A 16032-nucleotide genomic window follows, 5' to 3' on the forward strand; every position below is an offset into this window, starting at 1 on the left:
AAGCGCCGATTCATAGCCGGGCGAATTCATGCGATCGATCCTAGGACGCTGCCACGCTCATTAAAAATGCTTTATTTTTGATAGCTCATGTCTTTTTGTTATGGGTGAGCATCCTTATGAACCTCCGCCAGCTGGAAGCGTTTCGCGCGGTGATCCTCGGCCAGACGGTGACCCGCGCCGCTGAAATGCTGCACATCTCGCAACCCGCCGCGACCCGGCTGATTGCCAGCCTGGAAGAAGACATCGGCTTCAGCCTGTTCGACCGTATCAAGGGCCGGCTGCAACCGACCGCCGAGGCCATGACGCTGTATCAGGAGGTGCAGCGCTCGCTGCTGGGAGTGGAGCGGATCGCGCGCACGGCCCAGGACATCCGCAACCTCAAGCGCGGTTCACTGCACATTGCCTGCGCGCCGGCCATGGGCTTGTCGTTCCTGCCGCGGGCGATTGCCGCGTTCATGGCCGAGCATGAGCAGGTGCAGATCTCGCTGGTGGTGCATTCCTCGCGGGAAGTCGTCGACCTGGTGGTAGGCCAGCGCTGTGACCTGGGCCTGATCGTCCTGCCCAATACCTACCCGAGTCCCCGTGCCGAAAAGTTGCTGGCTACGCGCATGCTCTGCGCCCTGCCCGCCGGCCATCGGCTACAGGACCGCGCGTCCATCAAGCCGGAAGACCTGCAGGGCGAACGGTTCATTTCCTATCCGCAATCCATCGGCTCCCGGCAACACATCGACGCGATTTTCGCCGCTCACGGCGTCGAGCGTGAGCTGCGCCTGGAAACCCAATTGTCCCAACCGATGTGCACTTTTGTTGAGCAAGGCCTGGGCGTCGCCCTGGTAGACGCCATCAGTGCCGTTGAATACCGCGGCAACGGCATCGTCTTCCGTGCCTTCGAACCGGCAATTGAAATGGACTTCAGCATGCTGCTGCCAATCCATGGACCGCTGTCGAAACTGCAGGCGCGCTTCCTCGAACACATGCAGCGATTCATCGAGGCGCAAGTGCCGGAGGCCTATCGGTTTTAAAGCGAGCAATGGATCCATTGAGAAACACCGATCATCTGCACAACCACCAAAACCGTTGACAAGCAAATTAGTTAAGAGAGTTAATGGATCCACTGATAATAACAAAACCAGCCTGGAGATCCCTCTCATGTACCCCAAGAACGCCTGGTACGTTGCCTGCACCCCGGACGAGATTGCCGACAAGCCGCTGGGTCGGCAGATCTGTGGCGAGAAAATGGTTTTCTACCGCGGGCAAGCCGGCAAAGTCGCCGCCGTCGAGGACTTCTGTCCCCATCGAGGCGCACCGCTCTCGCTCGGTTATGTCGAGAATGGCAACCTGGTGTGTGGCTACCATGGGCTGGTCATGGGCGACGACGGCAAGACTGTCGAGATGCCCGGGCAACGGGTTCGGGGATTTCCTTGCAACAAGACCTTTGCCGTGCAGGAGCGCTACGGGTTTATCTGGGTCTGGCCGGGTGAACAGGTATTGGCCGACCCTTCGCTGATTCACCCTCTGGAATGGGCGGAAAACCAGGAATGGGCGTATGGCGGCGGCCTCTTCCATATCCATTGCGACTATCGCCTGATGATCGACAACCTGATGGATTTGACCCACGAAACCTACGTGCATGCCTCGAGCATCGGCCAGAAGGAAATCGACGAGGCACCGCCAGTGACCACGGTCGAAGGCGACGAGGTAGTCACTGCCCGCCACATGGAAAACATCATGGCTCCGCCCTTCTGGCGCATGGCGCTGCGCGGCAACAACCTGGCCGACGACGTGCCGGTGGATCGCTGGCAGATCTGCCGATTCACCCCGCCCAGCCACGTAATGATCGAAGTCGGCGTGGCCCATGCCGGCCACGGTGGCTATCACGCCGCGCCGCAATACAAGGCGTCGAGCATCGTCGTCGATTTCATCACGCCGGAAACCGAGACTTCCATCTGGTACTTCTGGGGCATGGCCCGCCACTTCCAGCCTCAGGACGACGCGCTGACCGCGAGTATTCGCGAGGGCCAGGGCAAGATCTTCAGCGAAGACCTGGAGATGCTCGAACGCCAGCAGCGCAACCTGCTGGACCATCCGCAACGCAATCTGCTCAAGCTCAACATCGATGCCGGCGGCGTGCAGTCGCGTCGGGTACTGGAGCGCTGGATCGCCCGCGAGCGTGAGCAACAGGCCGCCCTGATCGCCAGTACCCGGCAGCCGCAACACGCGGAGCAACGGCCATGATCGAAGTCCAGGTCGCGGCACGCACTAATGAAACCCCGGACATCTGCAGCTACGAGCTGACCAGCATCGACGGTCAGCCATTGCCGGCGTTTACCGCCGGCGCCCATATCGACGTGCATTTGCCCGATGGGCTGGTTCGCCAGTACTCGCTGTGCAACCACCCGGAGGAACGGCATCGCTACCTCATCGGCGTGCTCAGGGATCCCTCGTCACGAGGTGGCTCACGCAGCCTGCATGAACAGATCCAGCCGGGCGCACGGCTGCTGATCAGCGAACCGCGCAACCTGTTTGCCCTGGCACCTGCGGCCCGGGGCAGCCTGCTGTTTGCCGGCGGCATCGGCATCACGCCGATCCTGTGCATGGCCGAGCACTTGGCCCAGAGCGGCGCTGCGTTCGCATTGCACTACTGTGCCCGGTCCCGGGACCGCGCCGCTTTTGTCCAACGCCTGGAGCAGTCCCCTTACGCCGACCGGGTATTCCTGCATTTCGATGAAGAACCCGTCACGGCACTGGATGCCGTTCGGGTACTGGCTTCGCCCAGCGCCGACCTGCACCTGTATGTCTGTGGTCCTGGCGGGTTCATGCAGCACATTCTCGACACCGCCAAGGCCCAGGGCTGGCAGGAACCCAATCTGCACCGGGAATACTTCGCCGCGGCACCGATCGACACCACGGCCGATGGCCGCTTCTCGGTGAAGCTTGCCAGCAGCGGCCAGGTTTTCGAGGTGCCGGCGGACCGCAGCGTGGTCCAGGTGTTGGAAAGCCATGGCATCGAGGTTCCGATTTCCTGCGAGCAAGGCGTCTGCGGCACCTGCCTGACCCGCGTGCTGGAAGGCGTGCCGGACCATCGGGACATGTTCCTGACCGAAGCCGAGCAAGCCTGCAACGACCAGTTCACGCCGTGCTGTTCGAGGTCGAGGACGCCGTTGTTGGTGCTGGATCTCTGAGTACCAATCCTATGCGGGGGTCTCTAAAACACCCTAATACCCTGTGGGAGCGAGCTTGCTCGCGATAGCGGTGTGTCAGGCAATATTAATGATGCTGAACGACCGCTATCGCGAGCAAGCTCGCTCCCACAGTAGAGGTTCATTCAGTTTTAAGAATTACCTTCATCCGCTCATCCGCCAGCGTCGAGCCAAACACCTCGGCGTAGCGCAGGGTCGCGTTGGCGTGCTCGCGCATGATCGCCTCGGCCCGGGCGCCCTGGCGATTGACCAGCGCATCGAACACCGAATGATGCTGCATGTGGGCATAGTTGAAGCGGCGGTATTCGCCGGCCATGTTCTGGCGGTCGACCGCCAGGGCCGTGACCGAGGCGAACGGCAGGTGATCGTTGCGCGCCAGGGCGTCGGCGATGGCCGGGTTGTGGCTGCCCTCGACGATTACCTGGTGAAAACGCATGTTAAGGTCGTGATAGACCTCCAGGTCCTCTTCGGTCACATAACCTTTGGCGAACAGTTCGTCGCCATCGACCAGGCACTGCTCAAGCGCCCGGCGAGCCTCCTCGGACAAACCACGTTCGGCGGTTTGCCGGGCGGCCAGGCCCTCCAGCACCCCACGCACTTCCACCGCCCCGGCAATCTCCTCGGCGCTGACCGAGCGCACCTGGAAACCCCGCCCGCCAAAACGCACCAGCAGCCCTTCCTGCTCCAAGGTGCGAAACGCCATGCGCACCGGCATCCGCGAGACGCCGAACAATTGCGCCGTGGGAATTTCCATCAAGCGCTCGCCCGCCGCCAGTTCGCCTGAAGCGATCATTCGACGCAACGCAACCAGCACCGTTTGGCCGGGCTTACTCATTCAGGTGATATCCAGAGAAGAGAGAGCCGCCATAGTAATTGCAATCAAATGTGGGAGCGAGCCTGCTCGCGAAAGCGGTGGTTCAGCAATATCCAATTCTCGCTGATACACCGCATTCGCGAGCAGGCTCGCTCCCACAGGGTTTGGTGTTAATTGCCGGCGCGCAGGACCGTTGGGTCTTCTCCCCGATACAGCGCCTCGACCTTCGCCGCGCGCCATTGCAACACGGCGCGCTGGTTGATCGAGCCCTTGTCAGTGATTTCGCCACGGTCGATGGAAGCGGGTTCGTCGAGCAGTGCGATCCACTCCACACGACTGGCGTTGCCGTTGGCTTCGCGGTTCAGGCGCTGCAACCAGTCGGCAAACCACTGGCGCACCGGCGGGCTGGCCAGGACCTCGGCGTCGCTGGCGTCCTGCGCCAGGCCCGAGAGGCGCCGGCAGTCATGCAGGCGCGGGAATACCAGCGCACCCAGGTGCGGGCGGTCCGGCGCCGTCACCACCAGGTCCTGGACGTACGGCGTGCCCTCCAGCACCGCGCGGTTGCGCAACGGCCCGACGCTGACGAATACGCCGGAGGACAATTTGAAGTCTTCGGCGATGCGTCCGTCGAACATCAGCCCCAGCTGCGGGTTGGCGGGATCGGCCAGCTTGATGGCGTCACCCGAGCAATAGAAACCGGCCTCGTCGAACACCTCGGCGGTCTGCTGCGGCGAACGCCAGTAGCCGGGCATGATGTGCGGCCCGCGAAAGCGCCCTTCGAACTTGCCGTCCACCGGCACCATCCGCACTTCGCAACCTGGCGCCGGCAAGCCGATGTAGCCGGCCATGGACAGCGGCCCGGTGGTGAAGGTGCAGGACGGCGACGCTTCGGTCATGCCCAGGCCGGCCATCATGCGGATGCGCTCGCCGCAATGCTGCTCGGCCACCTTGTCGAGGCGATCCCAGGTGCTTTGCGAAAGCCCCGCCGCGGCGAAGAAGAACAGGCTGATGCGCTTGAAGAAACGCTCGCGCAACTCGGCGTCCTGTTCCAGCGCGCTGACCAATTCTTCCCAGCCCTTGGGCACGGTCAGGTAAGCGGTTGGGGAAATTTCCTTGAGATTGCGCAAGGTTTCAGCGAAGCCCTGGACGGTGGGCTTGCCATCGTCCAGATAGAAGGTGCCCCCGTTGTACAGCACGATGCCGACGTTATGGCTACCACCAAACGTATGGTTCCAGGGCAGCCAATCCACCAGCACCGGTGGTCCCTCGCCAAACACCGGGAAGGTCTGCAAGAGCATCTGCTGGTTGGCGCAAAGCATGCGTTGGGTGGTGATCACCGCCTTCGGCAGCTTGGTGGAGCCGGAGGTGAACAGGAACTTGGCGATGCTGTCCGGGCCGGTGGCGGTGAAAGCCCGCTCGGCCTCGCTGCCGCCCGGCTGCGCCAGCAGGCTGGCGAAGCTTGTCCTGGCGCGGCCGGGTATTTCTCCGCGCACGCTGACCAGGGGGATATCCATAGGCAATACCGCATTGATCGCGCGCTCGAACGGCGCGGCCTCGCTGACAAATACCAGCCCCGGCTGCAACAGGTCGCAGACGTGCCGCAGCTTGGCGAAATCCTGGGACAGCAACGAATAGGCCGGCGACACCGGGCAATAGGGAATCCCGGCGTACATCGCGCCCAAGGCCATTTGCAAGTGCTCGATGTCGTTACCCGAGAGCAGCGCCAGGGGTTTTTCGGCCGACAGGCCATAACGAAGCAGGCCTTGGGCAATGGCCCGCACGCTGTCGAGCATTTCGGCGTAGCTGACGTGACGCCAATCGCCTTGGTTTTCGCGAGCGGCAATGAACGTCTGGTCCGGTCGCACCCGGGCCCAGTGCACCAGGCGATCGAGCAGGCGCGACGGCAACGGCGCCAAGGGCTCCAGGGAGCGCATGTGCAGGATGCCCTGCTCTTCCTTCACTTCAACGGCTGGATGCCCGATCGACACCTGGCGATAGCGCGCAGGTTCGGGCCGGGAGGATGATCTGAACTCGGAACTCACGGTGCATCTCCTCCATCAAGGCACACTCGGGTCGCTTGACGCGAGCGGAGCGTGGCAGCGTCTGGCTGCGGCCTTGTGATTGTCATGTCTGGCCTGCATCGGGCGATGGCTCGGGCGGCCCATCGCCGGCGATGCGACGGGTTTTCAGATCGGGTAATGCCGTGGGCCGTTCTGCATCGTCACCCAGCGCAACTGGGTGAAATGCTCGATGGCGGCCTTGCCGCCAAAGCTGCCGTAGCCGCTGGACTTGACCCCGCCGAAGGGCATTTGCGCCTCGTCGTGCACGGTCGGGCCATTGATGTGGCAGATGCCGGATTCGATTCGTTGGGCCAGCGCCAGGGCGCGGCTGGTATCGCGGCTGAAGATCGCCGCCGACAGGCCGAACTCGGAATCGTTGGCCAGGCGCAGCAACGCTTCGTCACCGTCGCCACGCAGCAACACCGCTGCCGGTCCGAAGGACTCTTCGCGGTACAGGCGCATGTCCGGGGTAACGCCGTCGAGCAAGGTCGGCTGAAGGATGCTGCCGTCCAGTTGGCCGCCGGCGACTAATCTGGCGCCTTTGGCCAGGGCGTCGTCGATCAGGCCTTTGATGCGCAGTCCGGCGCTGGTGTCCACCAGCGAGCCCAGCACCGAATCACCCGCGGCAGGATCGCCGGCGCGCAGGGTCGCAATCTTCGCAGTCAGTCGGGCGACAAAGGCATCGGCCACGCTCGCGTCTACGATCAGGCGCTCGGTGGACATGCAGATCTGGCCCTGGTTGAAGTAGGCCCCAAACGCCGCCGCCTGCACCGCTGCGTCAAGATCGGCGTCAGCGAGCACCAGCAGCGGTGCCTTGCCGCCCAGCTCCAGCAATGCCGGCTTGAGATGACGCGCCGACAGTTCGCCGACGATGCGGCCGACGTGGGTCGAGCCCGTGAAGTTGACCCGCCGTACCGCCGGGTTGGCGATCAGGCGCTCGACAATGGCCGGCGCATCCGCCGGCGCATTGCAGATGACATTGACCACACCATCGCCCAGGCCGGCGTCCTGCAGCACCTGGCCGATCAGGCGGTGCACGGCCGGGCTGATCTCCGAGGCCTTGAGCACCACAGTGTTGCCGCACGCCAGGGGCATGGCGATTGCGCGGGTGGCGAGAATGACCGGGGCGTTCCACGGCGCGATGCCCAACACCACGCCACAGGGCTGACGCAAGGCCATGGCGAAACTACCGGGCACGTCCGAAGGGATGACTTCGCCATTGATTTGCGTGGTCATGGAGGCGGCTTCGCGCAGCATGTTCGCCGCCAGATGCACATTGAAGCCGTACCAGTTGGCCATGGCGCCGGTTTCGCCAGCGGCGGCAATGAATTCGCCGCTGCGCGCCTGCAACTGCTCGGCCGCGCGCAACAGGCGGGTGCGACGTTCATTGGGCGCCAGCGCGGCCCAGGCCGGGAAGGCAGCGTGTGCGGCGGCCACGGCGGCGTCGGCATCTTCCAGCGTGGCGGCGGCCACGCGGGACACCACTTCACCGGTCACCGGGTTGCAGCGCTCGAAGGTCCGGCCATCGCGGGCCGGGCACGACTGGCCGCCAATCAACAGGGGCACGTCCAGCATGGTGATTCCTCTTTATTGTCTTTATCGGGAACACGTTCACAGTAGCGCCGAGGGCCTTGGACGAACAACCTGCGGGCCCACGATGGCGCCCGCCGCGCTGTCGCCTCAGCGTTTGTAGGTTTGCAGGCCCGGCTTGATGCTCTTGTCGTCCAGGAACTGCTTCATGCCCTGCTCGCGGCCGCCCTCGGTGTCGAGCAGGCGCGACTGGTCCAGCTTGGCGTAGAGGTAGTCCTCGTTCTGCTCCCAGGTCAGCTCGCGGCAACGCTTGAAACCATGCTTGGCCGCGCGCAGCACCACCGGGTTTTTCTCCAGCAGGTTGCGCGCCAGCTCCACGGTGACTTCACGCAGTTGCGCGAGAGGTACGCTTTCATTGACCAGGCCCATCTCGGCGGCTTTTTTCCCGCCGAAGGTCTTGCCGGTCATGATGTAGTACAGGGATTGGCGATGGCCCACGGTATCGGCCATGGCTTTGCTCACGAGGTTGCCGGGCGGGATGCCCCAGTTGATTTCCGAAAGGCCGAAGGTGGCTTCGTCGGCGCAGATCGCCAGGTCGCACGCCACCAGCGGGCTGAAGCCGCCGCCGAAGCACCAGCCGTTGACCATGGCAATGGTCGGCTTGGCGTACATGCGCAGCAGTTTCCATTGCCATTGCGAGGCTTCGCGACGGATTTTTTCCTGGAGGATTTCCGGCCCGGCATCCACTTCGCGGAAATATTCCTTGAGGTCCATGCCGGCGGTCCAGGCCTCCCCCGCACCGGTCAGCACCAGCACGCCAGCGGCGGGATCCTGTTCCAGGGTCTCCAGCACATCGATCATCTCGCGGTTGAGGGTCGGGCTCATGGCGTTGCGTTTTTCCGGGCGATTGAAGGTTACCCAGGCGATGCCTTCCTCGATGTCGACCTTGACCGTTGTCCAGCGACCTTCGTAGTTGCTCATGGCGCGTGCTCTCTTGTTCTTGGCTGAAGATGGAGAAAAACTAACCTTGAATATTAGTTATGTCAATTAACTATTAATCGATTTATCTGTATTTTCCTGGCGGCCCGGATGCAACGCCGGAGAACAAAAAATACCAGCCACCGTAGCCACCGAGCGGCAACCCCGGCAAACTGGATAGCCTTGTTAATCACTGACCTTGAGGATGCACCTTTCGATGGCCAAGTCTTCCAAGCTTGCCGAAGCCGCCGCCGCGCCCCTGGCCGACGGTACCGACACGCAGGCGCCGCTGGATTCCGCGCTGGATGACCTGATCGGTTACGCCTTGCGTCGCGCGCAGTTGAAACTGTTCCAGAACCTGATCAGCCGTCTTGCTGTCCACGACCTGCGACCGGCCCAGTTCTCGGCCCTGGCGATCATCGACCAGAACCCCGGCCTGATGCAGGCCGATCTGGCCAAGGCGCTGGCCATCGAGCCACCGCAAGTGGTGCCCTTGTTGAACAAACTGGAAAGCCGCGCCCTGGCCGTACGGGTGCGCTGCAAGCCGGACAAGCGCTCCTATGGGATTTTCCTGAGCAAGACCGGCGAAACCCTGCTAAAGGAGCTCAAGCAGATCGCCGCCCAGAGCGACCTGGACTCCACCGCCGCCCTCAATGGTGCCGAGCGCGAGGAACTGCTGCGGTTGCTGAAGAAGGTTTATCAGTAAGGAACCTTGCTCCTCCCTGTGGCGAGGGAGCTTGCTCCCGCTGGGTTGCGCAGCGACCCCAACACAGTAGACGCGGTTTGCCTGAAGCGTCGCGGCCAATAGCTTGGGGCTGCTGCGCAGCCCAGCGGGAGCAAGCTCCCTCGCCACGAAAGCTCGTCAATGACGGCTTCACTGGCTTCACCAGATCGGCACGCTGTACGTCACCAGGAACCGGGTCTGGTTTTCATCGCGAAACGCCGCCGTTCCCGGGAAGTCGTTTCGGTAGATCGACTTGCGCGCCAGCAGGCCGATGTTTTTCAGCGGGCCGCTCTGGATCACATAACCCAACTCCATCTGGAATTCACGCTCCTTGCGATCCTCGGCATTGAGGGCCGCCAGCTCGATATGGTCGCCACGCACGTAACGCAACCGGGTCCGCAAGCCAGGCACGCCAACGGCGGCGAAGTCATAATCGTGGATCGCTTGCCAGGTGCGCTCCTTGGCATTGAGAAAGTCCGAACTCATGGTCATTTCGCTCAAACCCATCAGCTCGGTGCCCGACACGTACGGTGTTGCCGTATCGCCGCTCGAATGCATGTAGCCCAGGCTGACGCGATGCCCGCCCAGGCGATAACCGACCAGCGCCGAGACGTTGCGGTTATCCACCTTGCCAGCCTTGGCGGCGCCCTCCTCGCTGCTGAAAAAACTCCGTAGATCGGTGGTCAGCACTCCATCACCCAATGGCAGGTTGTGCAGCAAGGCGAAGGTATTCTGCTGGTACAGATCGGCAACTTCGGCGTGGTAGATGCGCAGGCCGAGATCCTTGTTGACCTGATAGTCGCCTCCCACGTACGCCATGTGAGACGAGGTCGCCGCGCCGTTGAAACGACGATTGGGCGAGGCGATGCTCATCGGCTGGTAATCGGTGGAATCGCGCCGGGCGATGCGATCGATGTAACCGGTGTTCAGCGTCAATCCGTCGACGTCCTTGGAGCTCAGGGTTGTCCCGCGAAAGGTCTGCGGCAATAGCCGCGACGGACTGGCGAAGGCAAACGGCAGGAAAATCGGGACATCGCCGGTCTTTACCGTGGTTTGCCCGAAACGCAACTTGCCGGTCACGCCCAGCCGCGAGTATTCATCCGCCGCGCGCTTGTCGCTGCTCGACACCGGCAACAGTTCAGTGCCGCTGCGGTCCGGCGAGGAGTCGAGCTTGATGCCCAGCAGCCCCCGTACATCCAGGCCAAATCCGAGCGTACCCGGGGTAAAGCCCGACTCGACGTTCATGAACACGCCTTGGGCCCACTCCCGGGCCGCAGTCTTGGCGCCGTCGTCCTTGTAATCGCGATCCATGTAGTAATTTCGCAGGGTCAACGTGCCGTGGCTGTCGTCGATGAAACCTTCGGCCAGCGCCACGCTGCAAAGAAGACTCAGCCCGGTTCCGGCCAACCAGTGAACGAGCGGTGAAACAGGGATCGCCGCCTGGGCGTCCCGGATGATATCTGGCATGTTCGATGTCCGCTTTTTGTTGTTGTTTTCTATCGAGGCAGCCCCGAGTGGAGGGCTGTGCGGACAGAGAATGGAAACGGCCCGGTACTTCGTCAATCGGCAATGTCCGATAATCGAACGTTAATATAATTAACCAATATGACGACTGTTTCTCCTGTAGGTGTCAACCTGCTGAATTTCCAAGAGAAACCAAAGATTTCGCGGGTTTGCTCCTCGCGATTCATTTTTTAGTTAGCTTTGTTAATCTTAATCCCGCGCTACGGGGTCCCTCCGAGCCGCAGTCCCGACAAAAACAATAAGAGGATTCGCCATGAACCATCCGCCGCGTCGTGCGACGTTGACCATTGCCCTGTGTTTCATCGTCGCGCTGATCGAAGGCTTTGATCTTCAATCGGCCGGCACCGCCGCTGCCGGCTTGCGACAGACCTTCGCCCTGGACCCGAAGATGATGGGCTGGGTCTTCAGCGCGGGGATAATCGGCCTGCTGCCAGGTGCGTTTTTCGGCGGCTGGATTGCCGATCGCATCGGCCGCAAGAAAATCCTGATTGCCGCTGTCCTGCTGTTCGGCGTGTTTTCCCTCGGCACCGCGTTTGTCGAGCAATTCTCCAGCCTGCTGCTGGTGCGCTTCATGACCGGCCTGGGACTGGGCGCCGCCCTGCCCAACCTCATCGCCCTGTGCGCTGAAGCCGTCGGCGAACAACGCCGTGGTACCGCCATCAGTGTCATGTACGCCGGGGTTCCGCTGGGTGGCGCGCTGGCGGCAGTGGTCGCCATGACCTTTGGCGAGCACTGGCAGATGACGTTCTTCATCGGTGGCCTGGCGCCCTTGCTGGTGGTGCCGTTGATGCTGCTGTGGCTGCCGGAGTCCAGCGCATTCAAGCAGATACGACACGTCGCGGGCGAGGTCCGTGGTTCGACCGGTCAGGCGCTGTTCGGCGAAGGCCGGGGGCTGACAACGTTGGGCCTCTGGTTGAGTTATTTCTTCACCCTGACGGTGATGTACATGCTGCTCAACTGGCTGCCTTCTTTGCTGGTGGAACAAGGTTTCAGTAAACCCCAGGCCGGCCTGGTGCAGATGCTGTTCAACATCGGCGGGGCCCTGGGATCGTTGATCGGTGGTTTGTTGCTGGATCGTTTCAACGCCGTCAAGGTAGTGCTGTTTGTCTATGCCGGCCTGCTGAGCGCCCTGGCCGGGGTCGGTTTGTCGGTGGGCATCATGCCGATGGGCATCGCCGGGTTTGCCGCCGGGCTGTTTGTCATGGCGGCGCAACTGGTGCTTTATGCCTCGGCGCCGCCCTCCTACCCTACGGCGGTGCGCGCCACGGGTGTCGGTGCAGCCGTTGCCATCGGGCGCCTGGGCTCGGTGGCCGGGCCTTTGGCCGCCGGCCAGATCCTCGCGGCTGGCGGCGGGACCACTGCGGTACTGCTGGCGACTTCCCCTGGATTGGTGGTGGCGACGTTGGCCATCCTCAGCGTGATCCGCCGTTCGGCCGGGCCACGGCTGGGCACGGCAGAGCCGGTGGCGCAGAAATCCTGACGGGGCTATTGCAAGCTCTGTGGGAGCGGGCTTGCCCGCGAAGGGGCAGCAGATCCAATAGATTTCTCGACTGTGGAACCGCCTTCGCGAGCAAGCCCGCTCCCACATGGAAAGGCTGAAGTCAGCAAGCCGCTTCAGCCCCTCACCCAGCGCTCCCGCCGGCTCAGTTCAGGCTTCTTTTCAAACACCTTCCGCGGCAACAGCCACCATGCCAGGGCCGGCAGCAGGATCAGGGCGCCAAGCATGTTCACCAGGAACATGAAGGCCAGCAAAATCCCCATGTCGGCCTGGAACTTGATCGGCGAAAAAGTCCAGGTCGACACCGCCACCGCCAATGTCATACCCGTCAGCAATACCACTTTGCCGGTGAACAACAGCGCCTGATAGTACGCCTGGGCGAGGGTGTCGCCGGCACGCATGCGCGCCAGGATCACGCTGAGCACATAGAGCGCGTAATCGACGCCGATGCCCACGCCCAGGGCGATGACCGGCAGCGTCGCGACTTTCACGCCCATGCCCAGCCCCACCATCAGCGCCTCGCACAGAATCGAGGTGAGCATCAGCGGCAGCATCGCGCAGAGGGTGGCACGCCAGCTGCGGAACGTCAGCAGGCATAACAGGCTGACCGCGCCGTAGACCCAGAAGAGCATCTCGCGCATCGATTTCTTCACGACGATATTGGTCGCCGCTTCAATCCCCGCACTGCCGGCCGCCAGCATGAACTTGACCTCTGGCAGCTGATGTCCGGCGATGAACTGCTCGCTGGCCTCCACCACGCGGTTCAAGGTGTCAGCCTTGTGATCGGCCAGGTAGACGTACAGCGACAGCATCGAGCAGCCCTGGTTGAACAGCTCTCGCGGCGCGCGGGTTTGCACGGCGCCCAGCGCGCCGTCGTTGGGGATCAGTTCATACCATTTGAAATTGCCCTCGTTATACCCGGCCGTGGCGATCTTGCTCAGCGCCGCCATCGAGGTGGTCGATTCCACGCCGGGCAATTGCTCCAGTTGCCAGGCCAGCGCGTCGACCGCGGACAGGCTGGCGTAACGGGTGCACTGATCCTCCGGGGTCTTGATCATGACCACGAAGATGTCCGAGCTGGCCGCATAGTTTTGCGTCATGAACAGCGCATCGCGGTTGTAACGCGAGTCGGCACGCAGTTCCGGAGCGCCGGGGTCCAGGTCGCCGATCTTCAGGTGCAGGCTCACGGCAAAACCAGACGCGGCCAACAGCAAGCCAGCGAGCATGGCGCCAATGGCCCAGCGCCGCTGGGTGAACAGATCGAGCACGCGCCACAGCGGATGTTTGATCTGCGCTTGCTGTTCGGTGGTTTCCGCACTCAGGCTGCGTTGCGCCGCTGCCGGGCTGACGCCGATGTAGCTGAGCAGGATCGGCAAGAGGATCAGGTTGGTGAAGATCAGCACCGCCACCCCGAGGCTGGCGGTGACCGCCAGGTCCTGGATCACCCGGATGTTGATCAGCAGCAACACCGCAAAGCCCACCGCATCACAGAGCAGAGCGGTGATGCCGGCGGCGAACAGCCGGCGGAAGGTATAACGCGCGGCAACCACCCGGTGGGTGCCCCGGCCGATGTCCTGCATGATGCCGTTCATCTTCTGCGCGCCGTGGCTCATGCCGATGGCGAACACCAGGAACGGCACCAGTGCCGAGTATGGGTCCAGCTCGTAACCGAGCAGTGCCAGCAGCCCCAGTTGCCAAAGCACGGCGGCCAGCGAACAGGTCACTACCACCAGGGTGCTGCGCGCACAACGGGTGTAGCCGAACAGCACCATCACCGTCACCAGTACCGCCACCACGAAAAACAGCAGAACCTGGGTCATTCCCTCGATCAGGTCGCCGACGATCTTGGTAAAGCCGGTGATATGGATCCGCAGCTCGTCGGTCTGGTACTTGTCTCGCAACGCCTCCAGTTGCCGGGAAAACTCACCATAGTCCAGCGCCTTGCCCGTCTGCGGGTTGATCTCCAGCAACGGCACGAAGATCACACTGGACTTGTAGTTGCCGGCGATCAACTGGCCGACTTCACCGGAACGGCCGACGTTGGTGCGCACCTGTTCGATGCTGCTGGCCGAGCCATCGTAATCGTCAGGGATCACCGTGCCGCCATCGAGCCCCTCCTCCGTCACGGCGGTCCAGCGCGTGGTCGGGGTCCATAACGATTTCATATAGGGGCGGTCGACGCCCGGTAGCAGATAGAGCTCATCATTGAGCCTGGCCAGAGTATCGAGATAGTCCTTGGTGAAAATACTGCCCTGCCTGACCTCCACGGCGATGCGCAGCGAATTGCCCAGGCCACTCAACTCACTGCGATTGTCCAGGAAGTTGGCGACATAGGGATGCCCGGTGGGAATGGTCTTCTCGTAACTGGCATTGATACCGATGCGCGTGGCTTGCCAGCCCAGCACCAGGGTCACCAGCAGGCACAGCAGGATTACCAGCGGTCGATGGTTGAAAATCGCCCGCTCGGCGAAATTGCCCGACGCCCGATCGAAGTCTTCCTGGCGGCCAATCACGGTTTGGATTCTGTCGTCTTTCAAGTTTGACTCCTGTTGCACGAGCCGTGGCCCGATAGCGCTACACCGTGAAGTTTCAAGGTTTACTGGAGCCTCGCGGATCCTGGTCGGCGGCCACGCCGCTCAAACCGACGCTGGCGAGGCTGCCATCGACCGCCTGTTGCACGGCGGCAACCGTGCCACCGCTGCGGCTTTGACGCTTGTCAAAGCTGCGGCCCTGGTCATGGCTGAATAAAAACTCACCGCCCTGGCTGGCCAACAACAGGCTGCCGTCGCGCAGCTCAAGCGCCGCCGCCAGCGTCGACTCGATAGCGGTCTCAAGGCGTCGCCAACTGTTGCCTCGATCGTCTGACCACCAGGCATTGCCACGCAGACCGTAGGCAATCAAGGCCCCGTCGCGGGTGCCAAGCAGGCCGAAAAAACTGCCTTCATACGGTGACTTCAAGGCGTGGAACGACTGTCCGCCATCGCTCGAACGCAACAGCAGGCCGCGCTCTCCCACCAGCAGCAGGTCCTTGCCCACGCCGCGGACGCCATACAGGTTCAAGCCCTGCGGGTTGTCGACATGACGCATCCACGGTTGCCAGCTACGCCCGCCGTCGTCGGTACGGTAGATCTGGTTGTAGGCCCCCACGACGTAGCCGTGCTGGCGATCAATGAAATACAGATCAAGGAACGGTTTATCCGGCCCGTCGGCGAGCATATGCCGAGCCTGCGTCAACTGGCTGGCACCGCCGGGCTCATCGGCATCGCGCTCTGCAACCTGCATCGCGAGGGCGATCGCACGCTCACCGTCGAGTTGCTTTTCCCAGGTTTCGCCGCCGTCCCGGCTGTGCAGTACCACGCCCAGATGACCGACCGCCCAGCCCTGTTCGGCATCGACAAATTGCACCGCCGTCAGGCTGACGCTGACCGGCACCTTGGCCTGGCGCCAATTCATTCCGGCATCGTCGGAAAGCAGCACGATCCCGCGCTCACCGACCGCCACCAGGCGCTCACCGGCCCGGGCCAGCCCGAGCAATACCGCGCGCGGCGCCTTGGCCGTTGGCAGCGCCGGTTGCTGCAGTACGGCCAATGTCGTGGCCTGCGCGACCCAAGGCACGCTCGCCCACAGGCAGCCCACCAGGGCACAAACCGCCCATAGCGGACCGCGGTTCGCGAAGATTTTTTCAACGTTCATATCGTCATCCC

General features: G+C 62.7%; 12 protein-coding genes. 5 read left to right on the top strand and 7 right to left on the bottom strand.

Features of this window, described 5'->3' with window-relative positions; all coding sequences use genetic code 11:
* Window positions 1-116 precede the first annotated feature (116 nt).
* From M1E16_RS14270 to M1E16_RS14280, 3 genes are all read left to right on the top strand, one after another.
* Window positions 117-1022: a LysR substrate-binding domain-containing protein gene (locus M1E16_RS14270; protein WP_458127616.1), complete on the top strand. Its 906-nt coding sequence runs from the start codon at window positions 117-119 to the stop codon at window positions 1020-1022.
* A 127-nt stretch (window positions 1023-1149) separates the two neighbouring features.
* Complete coding sequence (locus M1E16_RS14275) at window positions 1150-2235, top strand: aromatic ring-hydroxylating dioxygenase subunit alpha (RefSeq protein WP_458127617.1); 1086 nt, start codon at window positions 1150-1152, stop codon at window positions 2233-2235.
* Window positions 2232-3182, top strand: coding sequence for a PDR/VanB family oxidoreductase (locus M1E16_RS14280; protein WP_458127618.1), 951 nt, complete (start codon window positions 2232-2234; stop codon window positions 3180-3182). Before M1E16_RS14275 ends, M1E16_RS14280 begins: the two co-directional genes overlap by 4 nt.
* A gap of 139 nt (window positions 3183-3321) precedes the next feature.
* Here the strand turns inward: M1E16_RS14280 and M1E16_RS14285 are convergent, their stop codons facing one another.
* The 4 genes from M1E16_RS14285 to M1E16_RS14300 form a co-directional block, all read right to left on the bottom strand.
* Window positions 3322-4035 (bottom strand): GntR family transcriptional regulator, encoded by a 714-nt coding sequence (locus M1E16_RS14285; RefSeq protein ID WP_434568324.1) that lies wholly within the window; start codon window positions 4033-4035, stop codon window positions 3322-3324.
* Window positions 4036-4184: 149 nt separating this feature from the next.
* Entirely contained in the window at window positions 4185-6056 is a 1872-nt protein-coding gene (locus M1E16_RS14290) for a feruloyl-CoA synthase (RefSeq protein WP_458127619.1), read from the bottom strand.
* 144 nt (window positions 6057-6200) lie between these two features.
* Window positions 6201-7649, bottom strand: a complete 1449-nt coding sequence (locus tag M1E16_RS14295; protein ID WP_458127620.1) for an aldehyde dehydrogenase — start codon at window positions 7647-7649, stop codon at window positions 6201-6203.
* A gap of 105 nt (window positions 7650-7754) precedes the next feature.
* Entirely contained in the window at window positions 7755-8585 is an 831-nt protein-coding gene (locus M1E16_RS14300) for a p-hydroxycinnamoyl CoA hydratase/lyase (protein ID WP_458127621.1), read from the bottom strand.
* Between the two features lie 214 nt (window positions 8586-8799).
* Here M1E16_RS14300 and M1E16_RS14305 point away from each other — a divergent pair, with 214 nt between their 5' ends.
* Window positions 8800-9288 carry a MarR family winged helix-turn-helix transcriptional regulator gene (locus M1E16_RS14305; protein WP_434574059.1) on the top strand — a complete coding sequence of 163 codons (489 nt, stop codon included), beginning with the start codon at window positions 8800-8802 and terminating at the stop codon, window positions 9286-9288.
* Window positions 9289-9465: 177 nt separating this feature from the next.
* Here the strand turns inward: M1E16_RS14305 and M1E16_RS14310 are convergent, their stop codons facing one another.
* A complete protein-coding gene (locus M1E16_RS14310) occupies window positions 9466-10773 on the bottom strand; it encodes an OprD family porin (RefSeq protein ID WP_458127622.1) in 1308 nt (435 codons plus the stop codon).
* 310 nt (window positions 10774-11083) lie between these two features.
* Between M1E16_RS14310 and mhpT the strand changes: the two genes are divergently transcribed.
* On the top strand, window positions 11084-12310 hold the full coding sequence (gene mhpT, locus M1E16_RS14315) for a 3-(3-hydroxy-phenyl)propionate transporter MhpT (RefSeq protein WP_434574056.1): 1227 nt from the start codon (window positions 11084-11086) through the stop codon (window positions 12308-12310).
* A gap of 134 nt (window positions 12311-12444) precedes the next feature.
* Here the strand turns inward: mhpT and M1E16_RS14320 are convergent, their stop codons facing one another.
* Window positions 12445-14865: an efflux RND transporter permease subunit gene (locus M1E16_RS14320; RefSeq protein ID WP_458127623.1), complete on the bottom strand. Its 2421-nt coding sequence runs from the start codon at window positions 14863-14865 to the stop codon at window positions 12445-12447.
* Between the two features lie 52 nt (window positions 14866-14917).
* Complete coding sequence (locus tag M1E16_RS14325; protein ID WP_458127624.1) at window positions 14918-16021, bottom strand: WD40/YVTN/BNR-like repeat-containing protein; 1104 nt, start codon at window positions 16019-16021, stop codon at window positions 14918-14920.
* Window positions 16022-16032 lie beyond the last annotated feature (11 nt).

It is taken from the genome of Pseudomonas sp. Z2-11 (assembly GCF_054161305.1).